We start from the raw sequence: 22,873 nt of genomic DNA, 5'->3' as shown, positions 1-22,873 counted from the left end.
CCTCAACGTCCGGGTACGTACCCGCGCTGCTTGTCGACCACGTTCAGCAATGGCCTGCCCGCCGCCCACCTCTCGTACAACTCCACGAACTGACGGCCGAGTTCATCCCGCCAGCCGATCGTGTCCCCGCTCATGTGCGGCGAGACGATCAGATTCGGCACGTCCCACAACGAACTCTCCGGCGTCAGCGGCTCATGCTCGAAGACGTCCAGTGCCGCCCCCGCGATCCACCGCTTGGCCAGGGCCTGGGCCAGCGCGTCCTCGACGACCAGCTGCCCGCGCCCGACGTTGATGAACCGGGCGGACGGCTGCATCACCCCGAAGCGCCGGGCGTCGAACATGCCGTACGTCTGCTCGGTGAGCGGTGCGGCCGCGATCACCCAGTCGGCGCGGGCGATCAGCCGGTCGAGGTCCTCGGGACCGTGGATGCCGGTCCGCGGGGCCCGGCCGACCAGGGCGGTGGTGACGTCCAGCGCCTTGAGCGTGCGGACGATCGCCCGCCCGATGGGCCCGGACCCCACCACACACGCACGCGAGCCGCCGACCCGCTGCCCCTCACGGTGCCGCCACTCCCGGGCGCCCTGTAGCTCCAGCGTCCTCGGCAGGTCCTTCGCCATCGCCAGCACCAGCGCCGCGACGTACTCGGCGATCGGCTGGTCGAAGATCCCGCGGGCGTTGGTGACCACGGTGTCGGACTCGGTGAGCTCCGGGCACATCAGATGGTCCACGCCCGCACTCGCCGTGTGCACCCAGCGCGGCCGCGGACCCGCACCGGGCCAGGCTTGCCGTACGGCGTGCGAGGCGAAGTCCCAGACCAGGAGCACATCGGCGGACGGCAACCGCTCGGCCAGCGTCGTCTCGTCCGCGTGCACGACACGGGCGCGACCGGTGAGGCGGCCGAGACGGGGGAGGGGATCGGCGTCGAGGACGAGAAGCGTGGGCGGGGCGTCGGAGGCGGGCGGATTGGGGGTGGGTGCGGTCATGCGGGGCGTCTCTCCGGGGTCGGCGGGGGCGGGTGTCGGCCGGGGTGTGCGAGGGCCGTTCCCCGGCGTTCTACTGGAAGGGAAGGCCGTCTGACATGCGAGGTTTGACCACGCTCGCACCCGAACCTACCTTCGTCAACACGGGCGAACGTACGGTCCGTTGCTCACCCGTATCTCGTAGTGAGGGCGGTGCCTGCCATGAGCAGCCTGGACATCTCCTTCCTCGGCGGACCTCGGCCCCAGCGTGGGGTCGGAGTGGTCGCCCCCTTCGACTTCGCGCTGGACCGGGAGCTCTGGCGCTGGGTGCCGGACGAGGTCTCGCTGCACCTGACCCGAACGCCCTTCGTGCCGGTCGAGGTCAGCCTCGACCTGGCCCGCATCGTCAGCGAGCACGAGACGCTGAGCGACGGCGTCCGCACCCTGACCGCCATCGCCCCCGAGGTCGTCGCCTACGCCTGTACCTCCGGCAGCTTCGTCGGCGGCATCGCGGGCGAGCGGGCGATGTGCGAGGCGATGACCAGGTCGGGCGCGGTGCCGTCGGTCACCACGTCCGGCGCGCTGCTGGAGGCGCTGACCGAGCTCGGCGTACGACGGGTGGCGCTGGTGACCCCGTACACCGTGTCCGTGACGCGGGCGCTGGAGGAGTACGTCGCGGAGGCGGGGACCGTGGTCACCGGGTGTGCCTTCATGGGGCTGACCCGGCACATCTGGAAGGTGCCGTACCGCGATGTGGCCGACATGGCCCGCCAGGCCGTACGCCGCCCCGCCGACGCCCTCTTCATCAGCTGCACCAACCTCCCCACCTACGACGTGATCCCCCAGCTGGAGGCGGAACTGCGCATACCGGTGCTCTCGGCCAACCAGGTGACGATGTGGGCTGCGCTGCGTCGGCTGGGTACTCGCGCCGTGGGGCCGTACCAGGCGCTGATCGATCCGGCGGCACGGATCGACCCGGCGGCGCGTGGCGGTACGGCACTTCCGGATGTACCGGATGTACCTGAACAGGAACAGCAGTAGGAGCCCAGGCAGTAAGGGCAAGCAGCGAGCAGCAGAAGGGCTGACATGACCGCACTCGGATTTCTCTACCCGGGCCACTCCGCCGAGGACGACTACCCGCGCATCGAACAGCTGCTCGCCAGCGACATCCGGCTCGACCTGGTGCACACCGACATCGGCGAGGACGCGCACCGGGTGGACGCACTGCTGCGGATGGGTTCGGCGGAGCGGCTCGCGGCGGGCGTGGAGGCGCTCCGGCTGACCGGCGCCGAGGCGGTGGTGTGGGCCTGCACGAGCGGCAGCTTCGTCTACGGCTGGGAGGGCGCCCACGAGCAGGTGCGCAGCCTCGCCGTCGCAGCGGGCATGCCGGCGTCGTCGACGTCCTTCGCCTTCGCGCACGCGGTCCAGGAACTCGGGGTGCGACGGGTGGCGATCGGTGCGACGTACCCGGACGACGTGGCGGGGCTCTTCGCCGATTTCCTCCGGGCGGCCGGCACGGAGGTGGTCTCGGTCCGAGGCTCCGGCATCATCACGGCGACGGAGGTCGGTACCTGGGGCGAAAAGGAACTGTTCACCCTGGCCCGGGAGGCGGACCACCCCGACGCCGAAGCCGTCCTCCTCCCCGACACCGCCCTGCACACCGCCTCCCACCTCCCCGCCCTGGAACACCTCCTCTCCAAACCGGTCCTCACCGCCAACCAGGTCACCGTCTGGGAAGCCCTCCGCCTCACAGACCGCCGCGTGAACGCCCCGGAACTGGGCTCCCTGTTCACAAGGGAACCGATCGTGCAGGTCTGACGCCCCCGACCTCTGCCCACCCGCCCACCCGTCTCGGTCGGCCAGGAGGCTGGACCCGAAATGCCCGCGCCGCAGTTCCCCGCGCTCCTTTCGCATTTTCAGCCCGTCCGGCGTTTGAGGACGAGGCCCTTCGGGCCGAAGCGGGGGTCCAGGGGGCGGTAGCCCCTTGGCGGGGTCGAAGGGGCGGAGCCCCTTCAAGGGATGGGACGGGCAGGGGCGGCGGGGGCGAGGGAATAAACCGGAGCCCCCCTCCTGTTAACGCCGAACGCACACCACACGGCAACCGCAGGAGGCACAAGTGCCGGCAGCAGAGATCCGGGCCACCCCACAAGGCACCGCCCCGGCCCCCCTCTCCGTACTCGACCTGGTCACGGTCAGCTCCGGCCACACCGCCACCGACGCCCTCCGCACCAGCGTCGACCTCGCCCGCCTCGCAGAGACCCGCGGCTTCCACCGCTACTGGGTGGCCGAACACCACTCCATGCCCGGCGTAGCCTCCTCGTCCCCCGCCGTGATCCTCGCCCACATCGCCGCCCACACCACCCGCATCCGCCTCGGCTCAGGCGGCGTGATGCTCCCCAACCACGCCCCCCTCGTCATCGCCGAACAGTTCGGCACCCTGGAAGCCATGGCCCCCGGCCGCATCGACCTCGGCCTCGGCCGCGCCCCCGGCACGGACGGCGCCACAGCGGCTGCCCTCCGCCGCACGGACCACCTCAACGAGGGCGCCGACGACTTCCCCGAACAGCTCGCCGAACTCACCCGCTTCCTCGACGACGACTTCCCCGACGGCCACCCCTACCGCCGTATCCACGCCGTCCCCGGCCCCGTGCAGGCGACGTCCCCCGGCGGCGTCCAGTCCCCGCACCGGCCCCCGATCTGGCTGCTCGGCTCCTCCGGCTTCAGCGCCCGCCTCGCCGCGGCCCTCGGCCTGCCCTTCGCCTTCGCGCACCACTTCTCGGCCCGGAACACCATTCCGGCCCTGGACCTGTACCGCGAGTCCTTCCAGCCGTCCGCCGTCCTCGCCGAGCCGTACGCCCTCATCGGCGTCTCGGCCCTGGCCGCCGATGACGAGAAGGAAGCCCGCCGCCAGGTCAGGGCCGCCGCCCTCAGCATGATCCGCCTGCGCACCGGCCGCCCCGGGCTCATCCCCAGCCCCGAGGAAGCAGAGGCCTACGAATTCACCCCGCTGGAGCGCGAGTTCGCGGACTCCTGGAACGCCAACGTCGTCCACGGCACCCCGGACGAGGTCCGCGCAGGCCTCGACGACCTCCACAAGCGCACCGGCGCCGACGAGTTGATGATCACGAGTAACGCCCCCGGCATGGACGTACGCCTGCGTTCGTACGAACTCATCGCGGACGCCTACGACTTGCCGACCACCTGACCGCCCCGCCCCCCGACGCGCCTCTGCTCGTCAGACCCGCACCCCCAGCAACTCGGAGATGCGGTCCGGCGACACCGGCCGCGAGTACAGCCACCCCTGACCGGTGTCGCACCCGATCCGCCGTAGCCGCGAGGCCTGCGCCAGCGTCTCCACGCACTCCGCGGTGACCGTCAGCCCCAGCCGATGAGCCAGATCGATCATCGCCTCGACGACGACCTCGTCGGCCGGATTCGGCGGGACCGCCGCGTTGTTGTCGCTCTCGTACTGAAAGCCCCGTACGAAGGAACCGTCCAGCTTCAGGACCGAGACCGGCAGCCGGCTCAGATACGCGAGGTTCGAGTAGCCGGTGCCGAAGTCGTCGATCGCGATGCGTACGCCCATGTCGCTGAGCGCCTGGAGGTCCTGGATGGGCCGTCCCGCCGAGCCCATCACCGCGGACTCGGTCAGCTCCAACTGGAGCAGATGCGGGGCGAGTCCGGTCTCGTCGAGGATCCGGGCCACGTCCGCCACCAGGTCGGAGTCCCAGACCTGACGGACGGCGACGTTCACGCTGACGAAGATCGGCGGCTCGTCGGGGTGGGCCAGCTGCCAGGCCTGTGCCTGGTGGCAGGCGGTCGCCAGGATCCAGCGGCCGAGCGGCACGATCGAACCGTCCTCCTCGGCCAGTCCGATGAACCGATTCGGCGCCAGTACGCCGAACTGAGGATGATTCCAGCGGACAAGTGCCTCGACCCCGCGCAGCCGGCCGTCCTCCATGCTGACCAACGGCTGGTACTCCAGGGCGAACTCACCGCGCTCGATGGCGGGGCGGAGCGTGGAGGCGAGGGCCTGGCGGGTCATGAGGTGGGCGTTGCGCTCGGGGTCGAAGAGTGTCCAGCGGTCCTTGCCGTCGGCCTTCGCCCAGTACAGCGTGGTGTCGGCGGCCGCCATCAGGGCGGTGGCGGTGGTGCCGGCGGCCTGGCGTTCCACGACGCCGATCGAGGCCGACACCGACAGGCGCCGGCCGCCCAGGTCGAAGGGGGCCCGCAGGGAGGCGAGCACCGACTCGGCGAGGTCGGCGAGTTGCTCGGTACCGGTGGAGTCCTCGACGAGCAGGGCGAACTCGTCCCCGCCGAGCCGGGCCACCAGCGGCGGGATCGACCGGGTCTGGCCGGCCTCCTCGGCGCAGTGCGTGAGCCGTTCGCCCACGGCGGCCAGCAGTTTGTCGCCGATGCGATGGCCGAGGGTGTCGTTGATCGCCATGAAGCCGTCAAGGTCCAGGTAGCACAGGCCGATTCGGCCGGTGGTGCCGCTCTCGTCGTACGACTCCACCTCCAGCGCGGCCGACAGACGCTCGAAGAACAGGGTGCGGTTGGGCAGCCGGGTCACCGGATCGTGCATCTCCAAGTGCCGCAGCCGGTCCTGGAGTTCACGGTGGTCGCTGATGTCGGCGACGGACAGCAGGACGCCGCCGGGCTCCTCGGCGGGCAGCGGTGCGACCGTGACCTGGACCCACAGGGAGTGTCCGTCCGAGTGTTTCAGACGTCGTGTGCAGCGCAGTTGGGCCTGCCGGCCGCGCAGGACCTCGCGGTACGCGTGCCAGGCGCGGGCGTCGGAGGCGAGGTCCACCAGATCCGCGGCGATGGATCCGGCCAGTTCGCCGGGGGCCGTGCCCAGCAGATCGGCGAAGGAGGCGTTGGCGTGAGTCACCAGGCCCTCGCGGTCGACCACGGCCATCGCCAGGGGCGCGGCGGCGAACGCGGAGGAACAGGGCGAGGAACGGGGTGACAGCCCGGTGGCGACACGGGGCGGCGCTCCGGTACCAAGTGATGGCTGTGCGTTACTCTCTGTGACGGCTGCCCCGATGAGGCCTGCCGCGGGCGTCGGCCCTTCGGACGTTCCGCTCACCGCTCGCTCCCGCAGTGCACTCGATCTTCGGATGGGTCTCACCGGAATGGCCGGCCGGTTGGACGGGGGTGCCCCCTGCGGCCGCCGGGCCGTGTCCGTGCAGGAAAGTGTCAGGAAAGTGTGCCGATCATAGAGGCTGGCCCGGAGGCCTTCCACCTACTGTTCAGTGTTCCCGCGCGACGCGCTCTTCTGACAGATCGTTTCTGCCCGCACCTGGACAGCTTCTTCGAACCCCCGACCAGTTGTGACGTTCCGTGAGCGATTCGGGGGTGTCGGTTCTGACGACCCCTCGGTCCTCTCACCCGTCCGGTGCAGCTGAACAGGACGTAGTACGACAATCCGACACAGGGTGGATGCGGTGTCCCGCGAACCGCTCCGGAGGTCCCCGTGCCGCGTCAGCTCCCCCCGCTCCGTGGGACGGGCCTGCTGCGGGACCGGCACCGACTGCGCAGCACCGCCGCCGTGTTCACCACGATGTCGGCGCTCGTGGCGACCTCCCTGGCCGCCGGACCCTCGGTCGCCGAACCGTTCGACACCGCGCCTTGCGCCCTCAAACGGACCGCGGCCCACCACTCCGAGGGCCTGGACACCTGGAACGCCGCCTATCCGCGCCCGACCCGGGAACTCGACGCGGTCATGGTGTTCCTGTCCTTCCCGGACTCGGCCCCGCAGACGACACCCGCCGAACTGACGACCGACCACTTCCCGGCCACCACCCGCTTCTTCGAACGTGCCTCCTACGGCAGGTTCACCCTGCGCCCGCATCCGCTCCGGCACTGGATCCGCATGCCGAGGCCGTCCACGGCGTACGCCATACAGCGTGACTGGCGGGTCGCCGACCGGTCCGCCTATCTGCGGGACGCGCTCGCCGCGGCGGACCCCGAGGTCGACTTCTCCCGCTACGACGTCGTGTACCTCGTCGCCGACCCGGACGCGCCCGGCGTCGACTCGGACGCGACGAAGGTCGTCAACCTGGACGCTCCGCTGCGGGCCGACGACACCGACATCCGGCGCGTCGTCACGGTCTTCGAGAACCATCCGCCGGACCGGCTGGTCCTCGCCCACGAGACCGGCCATGTCTTCGATCTGCCCGACCTGTACCACCGCCCGGTCGACGGCAAGGGTGACTGGGACACCTATGTCGGCGACTGGGACCTGATGGGCAGCCAGTTCGGGATGGCGCCGGATCTGTTCGGCTGGCACAAGTGGAAGCTGGGGTGGCTGGAGCCGCGGCAGGTGGTGTGCGTGCAGGGGGGCGGGCCCGTGCGGCTGACGCTGGAACCGCTGTCGGCGGCGCCGGGGATCCCGGTGCGGACGGGCGCGGCCGGGTCGCCCGGCACGTTCGGAGCGGACGGCTCGCCCGGGGCCCCCGACGCGTTCGCCGTGCAGGGCGGGCTCGGGGCGTACGGCCCGGCCGGGGCGCACGGCGGGGTGCCCGGCTTCGGGCTGGGCAACGGCATCAAGCTGGCCGTCGTCCCCACCGGGCCGGAGAGCGCCCTGGCCTTCGAGGTGCGTGGCCCGGTGGGCAACGACATGCAGGCCTGCCGGCCGGGGGTGCTGGTGTACCGGGTGCGCAGTCAGACCGAGTCCGGGGGCGGGCCGGTCGAGGTGATCGACGCCCATCCGCGCAGCGAGGCCTGCTGGGAGGAGTCCGTGTACCCACCGCTCGCGGACGCGCCGGTCGGTCTCGGCGAGAGCTTCACGGTGCCGGAGGAGGGCGTGCGGGTGGAGGTGGAGGGGCGGACGGTCTCGGGGGCGTGGACCGTGAGGATCACCGCGATCGGGTAGCGCGTGCGCCGGGCGGAGGGTCGCGTACCGGGACAGATGTACGCCGGGTGGCAGCGGTACGCCTCGCGGGCCGCTTGTGCGCCGGGAGGGCAAATACGAAAAGGCCGGTCGCTTCTTGGGAGGCTTTCACCCTGTGGGGCTGGGGGGGGGCTCCTTAAATGCGAAAGCCCCCCGCAGTCGCGAGGAGCTTTCACTGTCTGTGCGCCGCCAGGGACTCGAACCCCGGACCCGCTGATTAAGAGTCAGCTGCTCTAACCAACTGAGCTAGCGGCGCCTGCTGACGTCGTAGACCTTAGCATCCTGATCGGGGTGGGGAAAAATCGATATCCGAACGGCCGCACGAGCCGCCCGCACGGCCGCCCAGAGCAGCACCTCCGGCCCCGGCAGCCAGGGGTTACGCGTGTCCGGGGCGACCAGCCAGCGGGCGCCGGAGGGGGTGTCGGTGGCGGACCGGGCCGGCACGGTCACCGCGTCTCCGGTGCCGTGACACAGCAGCGCCGGGACGTCACCCGCACGGCCCAACTCCTCCCACCGCAGCAGCGACGGCAGCCGCTGGGCCGTGCCGGGTGCGGCGAACAACAGCATTCGCCCCCGGAACGTCGCCACCGGCCCCGACCCGGGCCCTTCCTCCCACAGCTGGTCGACCATCCGGCGCCCGAAGACCGCGGGTGCGCTGACGACGTCGAAGACGGAACCGCAGGCCAGCACCACGGGGGCCGTCGGCCGCTCGTCCCAGAAGGCCCGGGCGCTGCGCGGATACGGTTCTGCGGAGGCGAGCCAGGCGGCGCCGTCCGTGGTGAGGGAAGTTGTCGAGAACGGGGCGTTGGGTGCGCTGCTCATGACAGCTACATCTACCGACGGTGAGCGAGCCGTTCCCGAGAGTTCCGGGAAATCAGGACAGGGCGGGGTGGCGGGGCGTATCTTGCCCGCCTGGCATATGCCATGGACTGTTCCGGGATGCCTGGTGCCCGGGTCACACCGGGTCGACGTGGCCGGGACCCTCGACTCCGCGCATCAGATCCCGGCCGAACTCCACCATCTTCTTGGCATAGTCCTCGGTCCACTCGGCCCGCGCGGCGATGTCGGCGGGCGTCAGCCGGTCGAACCGCCGCGGATCCGCCAGCTGGGCTGCCGCGATGGCCTGGAACTCCACCGCACGGTCCGTCGCCGCCCGGAACGCCAGCGTCAGCTCGGTCGCCCGCGTCAGCAGCGCCCGCGGGTCGTCGATCGACTCCAGGTCGAAGAAGTGCTCCGGGTCGGCTGCCACCTGCGCGGGCTCGAAGAGCAGGGGCGCGGGGCGTAGCCGCGGCTCGTTCCGACGCGGCGTGGGCTCCGCCATGTCTTCTCCTTCTCTTACGTCGACGATCTCGTGGACCACCGAGTGACATCTGTGGACCGATCCACCGTCCATTGTCCCGCGCCCGCGCAAGGGGGCGCCGAGCGCAGGTCAAAGGGGATGCCGTGGAGTATCAGCCGGGCCGCCACCCCACGCGGTGCTCCGCCAGCCGGGCCAGAACCGCGTGGTTCGCCTCCCAACCGTCAGGGCTGTGTTCGTCGGCCGCCTCCGGCGGCGTGCCGGACTCCGTCCGGCGGATGGGCGTTGCTGTGGTTGAGCCGGTCGTGTGGGTGTGGTGGGGTTCACGGCCGCCACGCCACGCGGTGCTCCGCCAGCCGGGCCAGAACCGCGTGGTTCGCCTCCCAACCGTCAGGGAACTTCACCAGGGTTCCCAACTGCACCGGCTCCGTCGACGGATAGTCGTCCAGCAGGTCGCTCACCCCCGCCCGGCACACCACGATGCAGGCGTGGCGGTGACGGGAGGCGAGGACGCACAGGCGGCCCGTTTCCAGGTGGAAGGCGGTGGCGTCGGGGCGGCCGGAGAGGGGGTGGAGGACCACCGTCACGTCGTACTCGCGGCCTTGGAGCCGGTTCGCGGTGTCGACGGTGACGTCTGTCACGCCCAGCTCGGTCAGCGCCGCCCGGACCGAGGCCGCCTGGTCCCGGTGGGCCGTGCCGACCGCGATCCGGTCGGCCGTGAGCGGCGCGGCGTCGGGTGAGCGCTCCGACGTCGCCGCGCCACCCCGGTCCAGCAGGCGCCGCACGACCGTCGCCACCGCGCGTACCGCCTCGGGGTCCGTGCGCGGGGTGTGCCGGGCGGGCAGCTCCAGCAGGCCCCAGCCCGACTCCGCCGCCTCGTCGATCACCCGGTCTGGGCCCGAGCCGTCCGACGGGACCGCGAAGGACAGATGACGGTCGCCGTGGTCCGTGCCGCTGCGGAACCGTGTGTACGGGTAGAAGGCGTCGGAGACCAGGGGCGCGGCGGAGGCGGGGAGGCGCCAGGAGACCGGCAGGCGGTGCTGGGGCAGGTCGGGGTTGTGGGCCAGGAGGGTGGTGACGGCCGAGGCCGACGGGTCGTACGACAGGCCCGCCCACTGCTCGCTGCCGACGATGGCGAACGGGTCCAGCTGGCCGGGGTCGCCGACGAACAGCGCCCGCTCGAACAGGCCGGCCACCGCGAGCAGCGAGTCCGAGCGCATCTGGTACGCCTCGTCCACGATCGCGTGCCGCCAGGGCTCGTCCACCTTGACGTGCGCCCACTTCGCCGCCGTGGAGATGACGACCGAGAGGCCGCTGAGGTCACCCGCCTTCGCCGACTTGCGTACGTTCGGCAGGTCGTCGAGCGCCTTGTCGTACGGGTCGGCGTCGCTGCTGTGCAGCCGGCCCACCGGCAGCTCGGGGTTCTTCTCGGCGAGCCGCAGGACGAGGTCGTCGACCTGGGCGTTGGTCTGCGCGACGACCATCAGCGGGCGCCCGGCGTCGGCGAGTTCGAGGGCCGCGCGGACGACGAGCGTGGACTTGCCGGCCCCGGGCGGGGAGTCGACGACGACACCGCGCGCGGTGCCGTGCAGCGTGTCGTGGAGGATCGCGTCGGTGGCCTCGGTCGCCGCCGTACCCGGGTCGAACACGGCGGTCACAGCACATCCTCCTCGGTCAGCGGATCGGCGGCCTCGGGCTCCTGCTCGCCGGGCGGCCCGCCGTGCGTCCACGGCGTCTGCTCCGGATCGGGCAGCTTCGCGCCGCCCCGCTGCTCGTGCTCGAACAGCGTGAAGCACAGCACATCGCCCTTCTCGGGCACCGACCCCTCCTCCGGCTCCTTGCCGCGGCCCATCTTGTCCAGCACCCGCAGCACCACGAGTGCGCCTCCGTCCCCGATGTCGCCCTCGTATCCGACGAACTCCGCGGACTGGGGCTTCCCGCCCAGCGACCGGAACACCTTCGCCCGCTCGCCCAGATGCGGCCGGTCGTCGGTGCGGACGGTGACCAGCGGGCGCGGACTGGGCCGCTTGCCCTCGCTGTACGCCATCACGACATCGGTGACCTCGCCCGCGAAGGCCTCCCCCGACAGCCGTCGCCCCGCCATCACCAGCGGGTCGTCGAGCGCCTCCTGCGCCTCCAGGCGGGCTTGTTCCCGCTCGCGCGCGGCGAGCTTGTTGGCTGCGGTGACCGCGTCGTCGCGGCGCGGCTGCGGGGGTTCGCCGGCGAGGACGCGGTCGCGATGGCCGGTGAAGGACCAGCGGTCGCGGGTCCACCGCTCCTCGACCCGCGAGGCCTCCGGCAGCTCCCGCAACCGGTCGAGACCCCGCCACACCGCGTCCCAGGTTGGCCGGGTCCGGCTCTCGACGAGGGCGCGGATCTCCCGCTCGGCGGCGGTGAGGTCACCGAGCCGGTCGTCGGCCTCCAGCCCGTCCTCGGCGGCGGCCAGGGCGGTGCGGGCGCGGTCGTAGCGCTCGATGGCGGGGGCGAGCAGCTTGTTGTCGAACGCCGGGTCGGTGGCGGGACCGGCCGGCGGGCACAGCAACTGGCCGTCCCGGTCCCGCGCGAGCTCCGCCCGCAGGGCCGCCTCGGCGCCCGTCTCACCGGACTGGGGGTCCCCCCGCTCGAGCGCATTCGAGAGTGGGGGAGGGTCGATCCAGGCGAGCAGTGCGCCGAGGTGCTGGTCCTCCAGGGTGGACTGGCCGGTCGCCCAGTGCCGGGCCAGTACGTCCGTCATGGCCAGCAGCAGCGAGGAGCCCGGCACCCGGGCCCGCTCGGCGAAGTGGGTCAGCCACCGGCCGAGCAACGGCACGCGCGCAGGCGCCGGGTAGGGGGCCTCCGGGTCCTGTTCCGCCGTACGCCGGAAGCGCATGGAGCGGCCCAGGAGCCGGACGAAGTCGACGCCCGCGCGGCTCGGCACGATCAACTGCGGGGCGTCCGCGCACAGTTCCACCTCGACCTTGACCCGCTTGCCGGTCTCCGGATCGGTCTCGGCCCGCTCGGCCGCCTCCACGTCCTCGGCGTAGGCGTCGATGTACGGCAGGACGACGTCCGCCAGCTCGGACAGGAACGCGAACCGGAGGTCCCGGTCGCGCGGCTGCGGTACGACCAGCAGGTGCGGGGCCTCCCGGTCGGTGCCGACGAGCGCGCCGAGCGGGGCACCGGCCTCACCCGCGGTGGTGAGCGGCACGAAGACCAGCGGCCGCTCGGACAGACGCCGGTGGCGGACGGTCGCGGCGGGCTGGGCGCGGCCCGTGCTGACGGCTTCCAGCCGGGCGAGGGTGGAGATCAGTGACACGCGGCCACCGCCTCCCGGCCGAGGGCCTCTGCCCGCAGCCGCGCCGCCCAGCGCAAGGCCGCCACCGCCGGATCATCCGGGTCGCCGGACTCGCCGCGGGCCGCCGACAGGACGCCCTCGACCGTCGTCAGATCGCCGAGCTCGGCCCGCACCGAACGGCCCAGCGACGTCACCGCGCCGGACGCGCGGGACCGGGCGCGGCAGTGGAAGGCCAGCTCACAGGCGGACAGACACTCGGGCGCGTACGTCGCCGGAACCGACTCGACGGCCGCCGTCAGGTCGGCGGCGGGCAGCTCGGGAGAGAAGCAGGTGCCGTCGGGGAGGGTGTCGGCGATGTCCTCGATACGGGTGAGACGGGCCAGCTGACGGGCGGTGACCGCGCGCTGCTTGCGGATGTCGACGGCGGAGGCGGTGGGGAGGTTGGAGAAGTCCTTGGGGCAGACCAGGAGGACGCGATGGCGCACGCGCGGCGTCGGTTCCAGCCGGGCCGCGATCTGCTCCAACGCCAGCACGTACACCGCCGACTGCCGCGCGGCCGCGCCGACCTTCGCCGGGTCCGCCGAACCGTCCAGCATCGGGAAGGACTTGATCTCCACGACCGTCCAGCTGCCGTCCGGGTGTACGACCACCGCGTCCGGCTCCAGGAAGGCGGGCGAGCCGGCGACGTCCAGCGCGAGCATGGGGTGGTCGAGCAGCGTCCACGCGCCGTGGGCCTCGGTGGCCTCGCGCAGCGCCAGCGCCGTACGGGCCGTGCGGCCCTCGGGGCCGGTCGCGGTGAGCTCGGGCACCCGCGCGTCGGCGGGCGGCTCGGCCGAGCGGTCCAGCTTCTCGTGGACCAGGCGCAGCAGCTCCGCGCCGCCGTCCGCCTTGACCTTGGCCTCGAACGCGTTCCCGCGGGTGAAGGCGAACTGCGACTGCCCGAAGACCGACGGCGAGCCCAGCGCGCTCGCCAGGGCCGCCTTGTTCACCCCGGCGCCGTCCAGGATCGCGCGCCGCTTGCAGCCGGGGTTGGCGGCGAGGGCGGCCAGGGCGCGCGCGTCGAGCGCCTTGGCCGGTACGTCGGGACCGCGCAGCTCAGCGAGCCGGTGCCGGAGCGCCGTCCCCCGCGTCCTGGGGAGAGGCACTCGGCTCGGCTCCGGATCCGAACCGGGACTCGCGCTGCCGTGGAATTCGCTCACCCGCGGAAGTCTGGCATCCGCCACTGACAATCGAGGAAGAAGCGTCGTCCGAGGCCACGGTGACGGTCTCCCGCGTACCCTTCGCGACCGTGCCGCCGGAGACCGCTGCGGCCGTCGCGACGGGGGCGACCTCCGTCCCGAACCGCGCCCGTACCCGGTCCGCGGTCCGCAGGACGTACGGCGTCAGCAGCAGCCCGACGCCCATTACGGCGGCGCCCGCGACCGCGTCGAGGAAGTAGTGGTTGGCGGTGCCCATCACGACGATCGTGGTGATCAGCGGGTAGGCGACGGCCGCCACCTTCGTCAGGCGCGTCCCGCCGTACCGCCACAGCATCACCCCGCACCACAGCGCCCAGCCGACGTGCAGGCTCGGCATCGCCGCGTACTGGTTCGTCATGCCGCCCATGCCCTTCGGCGCGCTCGCGGCACCGCCCCACCAGCCGTACGAGCTGTACTGGGCCATCGTGTCCACGAAGCCGTAGCTGTCGGCGAGCAGCCGGGGCGGGCAGGTGGGCAGCAGGGTGAAGCCGATCAGGCCTATGAAGGTCGACGTCATCAGCCAGGTGCGGGCCGCGCGGTAGCGCACGGTACGGGACCGGAAGATCCAGACCAGGAGCGCGGGGGTGATCAGGTAGTGCAGGGACGCGTACCAGAAGTCGGCCGGGACGCCGAGCCAGGGCTCGCGGGTGAAGAGGCGGTTGAGGGGGGACTCCGCGTTGAGGTGCAGGGCCTTTTCGATGTCCAGGATCGCCAGGCCGTGGTCGACGGCGGTGGAGACATCGCCCCGGGCCAGAAGTCGGCCCGCCGAGTAGCAGGCGTACACCAGGAGTATCAGCGGCAGCTCGGTCCACCAGCGCAGGCGGGTCCGCGGCGTCGCCTCCACGCCAGCTGTATCGGCGTGCGGCATCCGATCGCCTCCCCCTTCTTGTCACGGCGCCCGGTTGACCGGTCGTGCCACTTTACGGTGTATGCGCGCGCCCCCTTCGGGCGCCCCGGCCCTCAAGACGCAGAGATCGCCCCCGGGGTTGCCCTCGAACAGCGTGCGGGATGATGGACGGGTCCCGCCTCTCATTTCTCCCGGAAGGGCACCTCCATGGCACCGCGCATCCTGCTGGCCCGGCACGGACAGACGGCGTGGTCGCTGTCCGGCAAGCACACGGGCAGGACCGATGTGCCGCTCCTGGAGGAGGGCCGCCGGGGCGCGAAGCTGCTGGGCGTACGCCTGCACCGGCCGCCGTACGACGGCCTCGCGGAGATCGAGATCCGCACCAGCCCGCTGTCACGCGCGCGTGAGACGTGCGAACTCGCCGGCTTCGGTGAACGCGCGCGTACCTGGGACACGCTCATGGAGTGGGACTACGGCGCCTACGAGGGCATGACACCCGCGGAGATCCAGGCCGTGCGTCCCGGCTGGCTCATCTGGCGCGACGGCGTACCGGAGGGCGAGAGCCTGTCCGAGGTGACGGCCCGGGCCGACGAGGTGGTGGCATGGGCGCGCGAGGCCGACCGTGACGTGCTGGTGTTCGCGCACGGGCACATCCTGCGGTCCATAGGCGCGCGCTGGCTGGGGCTGCCGCTCGACTTCGCGGCACGGATCCGGCTGAACCCGACGTCGCTGTCGGTGCTGGGATGGGCGTACGGGGAACCGGCGATCGAGAGCTGGAACGACCTGGGGCATCTGGGGGTGTAGCCCGCCGAGCGCGGGCCCTGCCGGTCACGTCATGCCGGTCACGTCATGCCGGTCACGTCATGCCGGTCACGTCATGCCGGTCACGCCATGCGGGGCACGCTCGCGTGCCGCTCCAGAAACGCCGACACACCACTCGCCCGCCGGTGCGGCAGCAGTACCCGCGCCGTGCCCGCCAGCATCGTCTGGACCCGCGACGACTGCACCTGGTCGAGCAGGTCCAGCACCCGCATCCCGGCCGCCGCGGCCTCGTCCGGGCGTCCGCCCCGGGCCAGGTCGTCCGCCAGTTCCGCCGTGTACAGCGCGATGTTGCGCGTGAAGTGCGGATCCTGGAGCTGCGCCGCCCGCCCCGCGTGCCGCGCCGCCCGCTGCCAGTTGCCCAGTATCGACCAGCACTGCGCCTCCAGTGCCTCCAGCTCCGCCTCCCCGTAGAAGCTCATCCACTCGGGGTCGGCTTCCGAGCTGCCCCGCCCGTAGAGGGCCTGCGCGCGGACGAGGGCCTGTTCGCAGCCGGTGCGGTCGGCGAGTCCGGCCCAGCCGCCCGCCTCGCGCAGCGCCAGCAGCGACATCAGGCGGGAGGAGCCGAGGGGCCGCGCGGCACGCTGCGCGGCCTGGGCCGCCCGTACCGCCTCACGCGGCCGGCCCGCGTCCCGTGCCAGGAACGACATGTTGCAGAAGGCGTGCGCCTCCAGCGCCGGGTCGCCCGCCATCCGGGCCGTCGCCAGCGCCTCCCCGTAGTGCGAGCGGGCGTCGTCGAAACGGCCCGAGTCGTGCGCCAGCCACCCCACCGAGATGGCCAGTTCACCCGCGCCCGAGTGCAGCCGGTCACCGATCGCCTGCCGGGTCGTACCGGCGTCGAGCAGCTCGTACGCGGCACGCAGCGGGGCGGCCGCGCGCCGGTAGAGGCCGTCGGCGCCGTGCCGGTCGTCGAGCAGCCGGATGCGGCGTACGGCTTCCTCGAGCGCGTCCGCCTCGTGTCCTCCGACACGTCGGGCGGGACGCTCGGCGGCCGCGGCGTCGAAGGCGAGCCCCAGCGGGCTCAGCGAGGCGGCGGCCACGGTGGCGCCTCCGCCGGTCATGAATGCGCGACGCAGCACGTCGCTCTCCTCGTGGATCTCGTGGTTCTGGTGGTTCTGATGGTCATACGGCTCGTGGCCACCCCACGTCTCACTGGTGGCGCACGCCGGGTTCGTGGTGTGCACGAGGGGCGCCTCCTCTTCGGTGCGCGCCCGGCGTCCGCGTACGGACGAGCGGGGCGCGAAGCCGAGGTCGGTGAGCGTGCGGCCGGGGAACATGTGCAGGAACACCCGTTCGTACGCGTAGTTGGGGCAGCGGATCTCGCCTGCCTCGACCCGCCCGACGTAACGCGCGTCACAGCTGACCCGCTCACCGATCTCGCGAGCGGCCCGTCGTACCGCCGCGGCGAACTCGGCCGGCGAGCGCTGTCCGCGCAACTGCCGGAATGCGAGATTCGGCCTCGGTGGCAGGGTGGGCTGGGACGAGGTCAGCTCTGACGACGTCATGGCCGGGTCCTCTCATGCGAACCGTCGAACCATGCCGCAGCGAGGACGAGTTGAGCCGGAGTGTTCGTACCGAATACCCGTTGCCGAATGTCCGTGCCGAATATCCGTGTGGTGCCCTTGCTGTCGGCGGGCATGAACGTACCTGCTGTAGCGGACCCGCCACGCAGTGTTTGGCTACAAAACGGATATCTCATACGGGATCCGCCATGAACTGCCATCCTTTGCGGCGGACTTCCGCCGTAGCCGTTGACGTCGTGGCGCGTTGAACTCTCCGGACTGCACAAGGGGTTCCGTGGTGGAGGTCGAGATGGAGACCAGCCAGAGCATCGCACCGCATACGCCGTCGACAACGGCGGGGCACGCACCGGCCGCGGAGTGCGGCGAGCCACGGGAGGCGTGCTGCGACGTGGTCACCGTTCCGGCGCGGCAGGGCCTGGAGGCGGTCGACATCCTGCGCCGCGGGGCCGCCGGTGACGCGGTGGGGCCCGTCCTGCACGACGGCGGTGGCGACACCCTCGGCTTCGTGGTCCCGTCGGGCACCGCGGCCGCCTGGGACGTGCCGGGCAGCACCTGTACGGAGACCGACGGCCGCGGCCTGAGCCTGGACCTCGACCCCGAGCCGCCCGTCGAGGGCTCGGACTGGCTCCTGCCGCCCGGCGAGGCGGACCTGGCGACGGATCCCGCGGTGCTGCGGGCGGCGCTGGGGGAGGCCGCGCGGCTGATCGAAGCGGCCGACAACTGCCGGTGACGCCACCGCCCGGGCGGCGCCGCCTGCCGCTTGCGACAATGACCGCATGGGAAAGTCCAGGAACGCCAGGCGCCGGACGGCCGCGGCCGAGCCGGTCGCGGAGCGCGTCGACGGCGGCCTCGCCGAGCTGATACCCGACCCGGACCGCGCCCGGGCCTGGACCCTCCTCATCGACGGGGCCCCTCAGTCGCACGTCGACCTGGACGACCCGGCCCACCTCTCCTTCGAGTACCAGCGGCGCCTTGGGCACGTCATCGACCTCGTCGCCCCACCGGGCAGACCCGTGCGGGCCGTGCACCTCGGCGGCGGTGCCTTCACCCTCGCCCGCTATGTCGCGGCCACCCGCCCCCGTTCCACCCAGCAGGTCGTCGAACGGGACGCCGCCCTCGTCCAACTGGTCCGCAGGGAGCTGCCGTTGGATCCGGGCGCCCGGATCCGGGTGCGGTCGACGGACGCCCGGGACGGGCTCGCCAAGGTGCCCGACGGGTGGGCCGACCTCGTCATCGCCGACGTCTTCAGCGGCACCCGGACCCCCGCCCACCTGACCTCGACGGAGTTCCTCGACGACGTCCGCAGGGTCCTCGCGCCGGGCGGTGTGTACGCCGCCAACCTCGCCGACGGGCCGCCGCTCGCGCACCTGCGCGGCCAGATCGCCACCGCCGCCGACCGGTTCGCGGAGCTCGCCCTGGTCGCCGACCCGGCCGTACTGCGCGGCAAGCGCTTCGGCAACGCCGTCCTCGTCGCCTCCGACCGCCCGCTCCCGGTCGCCGAACTGACCCGTAGCGCCGCCTCCGACCCGCACCCCGCACGCGTGGAGCACGGCAAGTCGCTCACCGACTTCACCGGTGGCGCCGTCCCCGTCACCGACCTCGCGGCCGTGGCCTCCCCGGCTCCGCCCCCGTCGGTGTTCCGGTGACGGTGCGCCGGTGACTCAGTAGTTCCCGATCTCCACCCGCGGCGGCCCGTCGTGCCAGGTGCAGAACACCGACACCCGGTCCGCGCCGGCGCTGAACTCCACCCGGATCCAGGTCTCCGTCTTCCACACCTGCATCGACCAGCCCGCACCCGGGGTGGCCGAGACGAGCGACGCGTCCCTCGCGCCGATGTCGAAGACCACCCGGCCGCCGTCGGTGTCGTAGCTCTTGACCTGGCCGGACGAGGCGGGGGAGGGGCTGCTGCTCTTCGGTGGTGTCGTCGAGGGGGCCGGGGTGCGGGGCGTCGCGGTCGGCTTCGGGGAGGGGCGCGCGGGGTTCGACGGGTCCTTCGACGGGGTCGGCCGGTTCGTCGACGACGCCAGCGGCTTCGACTCCTGCGTCGTCGCGTCGGCGGCCGTGATGGGCAGGGCGCGGGGGCGGTCGTACACCGTGCCCGCCATCACCGTGTGGACCCCCCACCACGACAGCGTGACCGCCGCGCCCGTGGCGAGCGACCAAGCCAGTACGTGTACGAGTCCTCTGCGCATCGCGGGCCATACTGCCTCACGCGTCCCGAGCGTGTCGCGCCGTTGTGCGCGGGCGTGAAGTCGCCCACACGGGTGCGGTTGTCCACAGGCGGTGAGTTGTCCACAGGCCCGGACCGGGCTCCGCCGCATGGCGTACGGTGCGGCGCATGGCAAGTGTGCTCGTGGTCGAGGACGACCAGTTCGTACGCTCGGCGCTCATCCGGCACCTGACCGACGCCGCCCACACGGTGCGCAGCGTCGGTACGGCACTGGAGGCGCTGCGCGAGGTCGCCCATTTCCGCTTCGACGTGGTGATCCTGGACCTCGGGCTGCCCGATCTGGACGGCTCCGAGGCCCTGAAGATGCTGCGCGGGATCACGGACGTGCCGGTGATCATCGCCACGGCACGGGACGACGAGGCGGAGATCGTCCGGCTGCTGAACGCCGGCGCGGACGACTATCTGACCAAGCCGTTCTCGGTCGAGCACCTGTCGGCCCGGATGGCCGCCGTACTGCGCAGGGCCCGGTCGGGCAGCGCGGAGGCCGCACCGTCGAGCGTGCTGCGCGTCGGTGGCCTGACCGTCGATCCGCTGCGTCGCCAGGCCGAGTTGGACGGAGCCGGCCTGGACCTCACCCGCCGCGAGTTCGACCTGCTCGCCTTCCTTGCCGGGCGGCCCGGGGTCGTCGTACCGCGCAAGGAACTGCTCGCCGAGGTGTGGCAGCAGTCGTACGGCGACGACCAGACCATCGACGTCCATCTGTCCTGGCTGCGCCGCAAACTGGGGGAGACCGCCGCCAACCCGCGCTATCTGCACACCCTGCGGGGCGTCGGTGTGAAGCTGGAGCCACCCGTGGGGGAGCCGCCGCGATGAGGTGGGCACTGGTCAAGGTCTGCCTGGCGGTCACCACCATGGTCGTGGTCGCCTTCGCCGTCCCGCTCGGACTCGTCATCCGGGAGATGGCCCGCGACCGCGCCTTCTCCAACGCCGAGCGGGAGGCCGCGGCCGTCGCCCCGGCGCTGTCCATCACCACCGACCGGGACCAGTTGGAGCGGGTCGTCGCCTCGGCCGGATCGGACGCGGGCATGGCCGTGCACATACCGGCCTCCGGCGACGCGGCCGCCGTCGACCTCGGCCGACGGCGCGCCGCCGCCGACGACATCGCGACCGTACGACGGCTGGGCCGGGCCTCGACCAGCGAGGTCCCCGGCGGATCCACGTTGCTCCAGCCGGTCGCGCTGAGCTCCGGCGAGATAGCCGTCGTCGAGGTGTACGTCCCCGACGCGGAGGTCACCAACGGCCTTGCCACGGCCTGGGCGGTGCTCGCCGGGGTCGGCCTCGCACTGATCGTCGGATCGGTCGCGGTCGCCGACCGGCTGGGCGTGCGGATGGTGCGGCCCGCGCAGCGCCTGGTCGAGGGCGCGCACGAACTGGGGGAGGGCAAGCTGGGCGCCCGGGTGCCCGAGGAGGGGCCGAACGAACTGCGGCTGGCGGCCGCGGCGTTCAACTCGATGGCCGACCAGGTGGTACAACTCCTCGCGAACGAGCGGGAGTTGGCGGCCGACCTGTCCCATCGCCTGCGCACCCCGCTGACCGTGCTGCGGCTGAACGCGGCCTCGCTCGGGGACGGTCCGGCCGCCGAGCAGACCCGGGCCGCCGTCGCCCAGCTGGAGCGGGAGGTCGACACCATCATCCGTACCGCCCGGGACGCCAAGCCGCAGACGGTGGCGGCCGGTCCGGGAGCCGGGTGCGACGCGGCCGAGGTGGTGCGCGAGCGGATGGCGTTCTGGTCGGCGCTGGCGGAGGACGAGGGCCGCAAGGTGCGGGTGGCCGGCGTGGATCGGCCGGTGCGCATCCCCGTGGCCCGGGCGGATCTGGCGGCCGCGCTGGACGCCCTGCTCGGCAACGTCTTCCGGCACACGCCCGAGGGCACGGCGTTCGCGGTCGACGTGCACAACGGCGAGGACGCGGTGATCGTGCTCGTCTCGGACGCGGGGCCCGGGATCTCCGACCCCGAGGCGGCCATGGCACGCGGGCGGGGCTCGGGCAGCGCCGGCTCCACCGGGCTCGGCCTGGACATCGTGCGCCGGCTCGCGGAGTCGACGGGCGGGGACGTACGGATCGGGTCGTCGGTGCTGGGCGGGACCGAGGTGCGGATCTGGATCCAGCTTGGCGGCCGGGCGCCGGAGCGCAGGGGGCATCGGGGCGCCGTCCGACGACGCCGCCCCGGCAAATTGGTCTCGACCTTTAACCGTCCCCGATCCCTTCCTTAAGCGCACCCTAAGGTCCTCAACACCGGTCTGGATCAGGGCTTTTGCCCGATTCTGGATCGCTAGCGTGCTGCCGCACCCCCACCCGTGAAGAGCGAAGGCAGGCACGTGATGAGTACGCACCGGCGCAAGGTCAGCGGCAGGAACAAGGCGATCGGCGGTCTCGTCGCCGCTGCCGTGGTCGGCGGTGGCGCGATCCTGTTCACCGGTACTGCCCAGGCGGCCGGGATCGGGGCGGCGTACACCAGGACCAGTGACTGGTCGACGGGTTACACCGGGCAGTACGTCGTCACCAACAACAGCGGCGGGACGAAGAAGGAGTGGACGCTGGAGTTCGACCTCCCGTCGGGCTCGAAGCTGAGCTCCCTGTGGAACGCCGAGTCAAAGGTGAACGGGCAGCATGTCACCGTCACGCCGCCGAAGTGGGACCGGGACGGGCTCGCGGCCGGTGAGTCGGTGACGGTCGGCTTCGTGGTCAACGGCACGGGCGCACCGGCGGCCTGTCTGATCGACGACGCGAAGTGCTCCACGGACGACACGGCGACCCCCGAGCCGAGCGGCCGCCCGACCGAGCCACCGAAGCCGACCCCGACGGCGACGCCCACCACGACACCCAAGCCCACCGCGACCTCCACCGCCAAGCCGTCGGAGAGCTCCGGCACCGGAACAACGGCGTCGGCAGGCTTCGCCCCCTACATCGACACCTCCCTCTACCCTGCGTTCGACATGGCGGCGAGCGCCGAGGCGACCGGGGTGAAGGACTACAACCTCGCCTTCGTCACCGACGGCGGCGGCTGCACCCCGAAGTGGGGCGGCGTCACCGACCTCGGCGGCGACGCGGTGGCCGCGCAGATCGGTGACCTGAGGGCCAAGGGCGGCGACGTCCGCGTCTCCTTCGGCGGCGCGGCCGGCAGCGAGCTGGCGACGACCTGCTCCTCGGCGGACGCACTGGCGGCGGCGTACGGCAAGGTCGTGGACACGTACAAGCTGACGAAGGTCGACTTCGACGTCGAGGGCGGCGCGCTCCCGGACAAGGCGGCCAACACCCGCCGCGCCCAGGCGATAGCCGCGCTTCAGCAGCAGCACCCCGGCCTGGACGTCTCCTTCACCCTCCCCGTCATGCCCGAGGGCCTGACCCAGCCCGGCGTCGACCTCCTCTCCGACGCCAGGCAGAACGGTGTGAAGATCGACACCGTCAACATCATGGCGATGGACTACGGGCCCGCGTACAGCGGCGACATGGGCACCTACGCCGAACAGGCGGCCACCGCCACCCAGGCCCAGGTCAAGAGCGTCCTCGGCCTCTCCGAGAGCGCGGCCTGGAAGTCGGTCGCCGTCACCCCGATGATCGGCGTCAACGACGTCACCACCGAGATCTTCAAGGTCGACGACGCCACCCAGCTGGTGAAGTTCGCCCAGTCCAAGGGCCTCGGCTGGCTGTCGATGTGGTCGGCGACCCGCGACAAGCAGTGCGCGGGCGGCGAGAAGCCGGCGGCGGACGCGACGTGCAGCTCGATCCTCCAGGAGAAGTTCGCGTTCTCGAAGGCGTTCGCGGTGTACGGCGACTAGCCGATCGGC

Annotated in this window: 20 protein-coding genes and 1 tRNA gene; 10 read left to right on the top strand and 11 right to left on the bottom strand. The window is 72.3% G+C overall.

Going from position 1 to position 22,873, the window contains the following annotated elements; all coding sequences use genetic code 11:
- Positions 1-2: 2 nt before the first annotated feature.
- Complete coding sequence (locus tag KUM44_RS14990) at positions 3-983, bottom strand: D-2-hydroxyacid dehydrogenase (RefSeq protein WP_217208352.1); 981 nt, start codon at positions 981-983, stop codon at positions 3-5.
- 198 nt (positions 984-1,181) lie between these two features.
- Here KUM44_RS14990 and KUM44_RS14985 point away from each other — a divergent pair, with 198 nt between their 5' ends.
- From KUM44_RS14985 to KUM44_RS14975, 3 genes are all read left to right on the top strand, one after another.
- Positions 1,182-2,000: an aspartate/glutamate racemase family protein gene (locus KUM44_RS14985; RefSeq protein WP_254389519.1), complete on the top strand. Its 819-nt coding sequence runs from the start codon at positions 1,182-1,184 to the stop codon at positions 1,998-2,000.
- A gap of 45 nt (positions 2,001-2,045) precedes the next feature.
- Entirely contained in the window at positions 2,046-2,777 is a 732-nt protein-coding gene (locus KUM44_RS14980; protein WP_217208351.1) for an aspartate/glutamate racemase family protein, read from the top strand.
- A 298-nt stretch (positions 2,778-3,075) separates the two neighbouring features.
- The gene (locus KUM44_RS14975; protein ID WP_217208350.1) at positions 3,076-4,164 is read left to right on the top strand and encodes an LLM class flavin-dependent oxidoreductase; all 1,089 of its coding nucleotides are present in this window, start codon (positions 3,076-3,078) and stop codon (positions 4,162-4,164) included.
- 30 nt (positions 4,165-4,194) lie between these two features.
- Here KUM44_RS14975 and KUM44_RS14970 read toward each other — a convergent pair whose 3' ends face one another.
- On the bottom strand, positions 4,195-6,051 hold the full coding sequence (locus KUM44_RS14970) for a bifunctional diguanylate cyclase/phosphodiesterase (protein ID WP_217208349.1): 1,857 nt from the start codon (positions 6,049-6,051) through the stop codon (positions 4,195-4,197).
- Positions 6,052-6,438: 387 nt separating this feature from the next.
- Here KUM44_RS14970 and KUM44_RS14965 point away from each other — a divergent pair, with 387 nt between their 5' ends.
- Positions 6,439-7,839, top strand: coding sequence for a M6 family metalloprotease domain-containing protein (locus KUM44_RS14965; protein ID WP_374202040.1), 1,401 nt, complete (start codon positions 6,439-6,441; stop codon positions 7,837-7,839).
- Positions 7,840-8,039: 200 nt separating this feature from the next.
- On the opposite strand, the gene KUM44_RS14960 is transcribed toward KUM44_RS14965, so the two are convergent.
- From KUM44_RS14960 to KUM44_RS14930, 7 genes are all read right to left on the bottom strand, one after another.
- A tRNA-Lys gene (locus tag KUM44_RS14960) sits at positions 8,040-8,113 on the bottom strand.
- Positions 8,104-8,679 carry a bifunctional DNA primase/polymerase gene (locus tag KUM44_RS14955; RefSeq protein WP_217208348.1) on the bottom strand — a complete coding sequence of 192 codons (576 nt, stop codon included), beginning with the start codon at positions 8,677-8,679 and terminating at the stop codon, positions 8,104-8,106. The genes KUM44_RS14960 and KUM44_RS14955 overlap by 10 nt, the downstream gene beginning before the upstream one ends.
- A gap of 133 nt (positions 8,680-8,812) precedes the next feature.
- Entirely contained in the window at positions 8,813-9,178 is a 366-nt protein-coding gene (locus tag KUM44_RS14950) for a hypothetical protein (protein ID WP_217208347.1), read from the bottom strand.
- Positions 9,179-9,477: 299 nt separating this feature from the next.
- Positions 9,478-10,812: an AAA domain-containing protein gene (locus KUM44_RS14945; RefSeq protein WP_217208346.1), complete on the bottom strand. Its 1,335-nt coding sequence runs from the start codon at positions 10,810-10,812 to the stop codon at positions 9,478-9,480.
- A complete protein-coding gene (locus tag KUM44_RS14940; protein WP_217208345.1) occupies positions 10,809-12,449 on the bottom strand; it encodes a hypothetical protein in 1,641 nt (546 codons plus the stop codon). The genes KUM44_RS14945 and KUM44_RS14940 overlap by 4 nt, the downstream gene beginning before the upstream one ends.
- Complete coding sequence (locus KUM44_RS14935; protein WP_217208344.1) at positions 12,440-13,573, bottom strand: hypothetical protein; 1,134 nt, start codon at positions 13,571-13,573, stop codon at positions 12,440-12,442. The genes KUM44_RS14940 and KUM44_RS14935 overlap by 10 nt, the downstream gene beginning before the upstream one ends.
- Positions 13,524-14,534 (bottom strand): phosphatase PAP2 family protein, encoded by a 1,011-nt coding sequence (locus KUM44_RS14930; RefSeq protein WP_217208343.1) that lies wholly within the window; start codon positions 14,532-14,534, stop codon positions 13,524-13,526. The genes KUM44_RS14935 and KUM44_RS14930 overlap by 50 nt, the downstream gene beginning before the upstream one ends.
- 186 nt (positions 14,535-14,720) lie before the next feature.
- Here KUM44_RS14930 and KUM44_RS14925 point away from each other — a divergent pair, with 186 nt between their 5' ends.
- On the top strand, positions 14,721-15,317 hold the full coding sequence (locus tag KUM44_RS14925) for a histidine phosphatase family protein (RefSeq protein ID WP_217208342.1): 597 nt from the start codon (positions 14,721-14,723) through the stop codon (positions 15,315-15,317).
- An 80-nt stretch (positions 15,318-15,397) separates the two neighbouring features.
- Here KUM44_RS14925 and KUM44_RS14920 read toward each other — a convergent pair whose 3' ends face one another.
- The gene (locus KUM44_RS14920) at positions 15,398-16,837 is read right to left on the bottom strand and encodes a hypothetical protein (protein ID WP_217208341.1); all 1,440 of its coding nucleotides are present in this window, start codon (positions 16,835-16,837) and stop codon (positions 15,398-15,400) included.
- 307 nt (positions 16,838-17,144) lie between these two features.
- Here KUM44_RS14920 and KUM44_RS14915 point away from each other — a divergent pair, with 307 nt between their 5' ends.
- The gene (locus KUM44_RS14915; RefSeq protein ID WP_254389517.1) at positions 17,145-17,585 is read left to right on the top strand and encodes a hypothetical protein; all 441 of its coding nucleotides are present in this window, start codon (positions 17,145-17,147) and stop codon (positions 17,583-17,585) included.
- A 46-nt stretch (positions 17,586-17,631) separates the two neighbouring features.
- On the top strand, positions 17,632-18,501 hold the full coding sequence (locus tag KUM44_RS14910) for a spermidine synthase (protein WP_217208340.1): 870 nt from the start codon (positions 17,632-17,634) through the stop codon (positions 18,499-18,501).
- Positions 18,502-18,516: 15 nt separating this feature from the next.
- Here the strand turns inward: KUM44_RS14910 and KUM44_RS14905 are convergent, their stop codons facing one another.
- Positions 18,517-19,047: a hypothetical protein gene (locus KUM44_RS14905; RefSeq protein ID WP_217208339.1), complete on the bottom strand. Its 531-nt coding sequence runs from the start codon at positions 19,045-19,047 to the stop codon at positions 18,517-18,519.
- 146 nt (positions 19,048-19,193) lie between these two features.
- Here KUM44_RS14905 and KUM44_RS14900 point away from each other — a divergent pair, with 146 nt between their 5' ends.
- The 3 genes from KUM44_RS14900 (at position 19,194) to KUM44_RS14890 (ending at position 22,864) form a co-directional block, all read left to right on the top strand.
- Positions 19,194-19,898, top strand: coding sequence for a response regulator transcription factor (locus KUM44_RS14900; protein WP_217208338.1), 705 nt, complete (start codon positions 19,194-19,196; stop codon positions 19,896-19,898).
- Complete coding sequence (locus tag KUM44_RS14895) at positions 19,895-21,298, top strand: HAMP domain-containing sensor histidine kinase (protein WP_217208337.1); 1,404 nt, start codon at positions 19,895-19,897, stop codon at positions 21,296-21,298. The genes KUM44_RS14900 and KUM44_RS14895 overlap by 4 nt, the downstream gene beginning before the upstream one ends.
- A gap of 108 nt (positions 21,299-21,406) precedes the next feature.
- Entirely contained in the window at positions 21,407-22,864 is a 1,458-nt protein-coding gene (locus tag KUM44_RS14890) for a cellulose binding domain-containing protein (protein ID WP_217208336.1), read from the top strand.
- Positions 22,865-22,873 lie beyond the last annotated feature (9 nt).

It is taken from the genome of Streptomyces sp. AC550_RSS872 (assembly GCF_019049285.1).
Lineage (GTDB): Bacteria > Actinomycetota > Actinomycetes > Streptomycetales > Streptomycetaceae > Streptomyces.
This window is presented reverse-complemented; position numbering and strand designations above follow the sequence as displayed.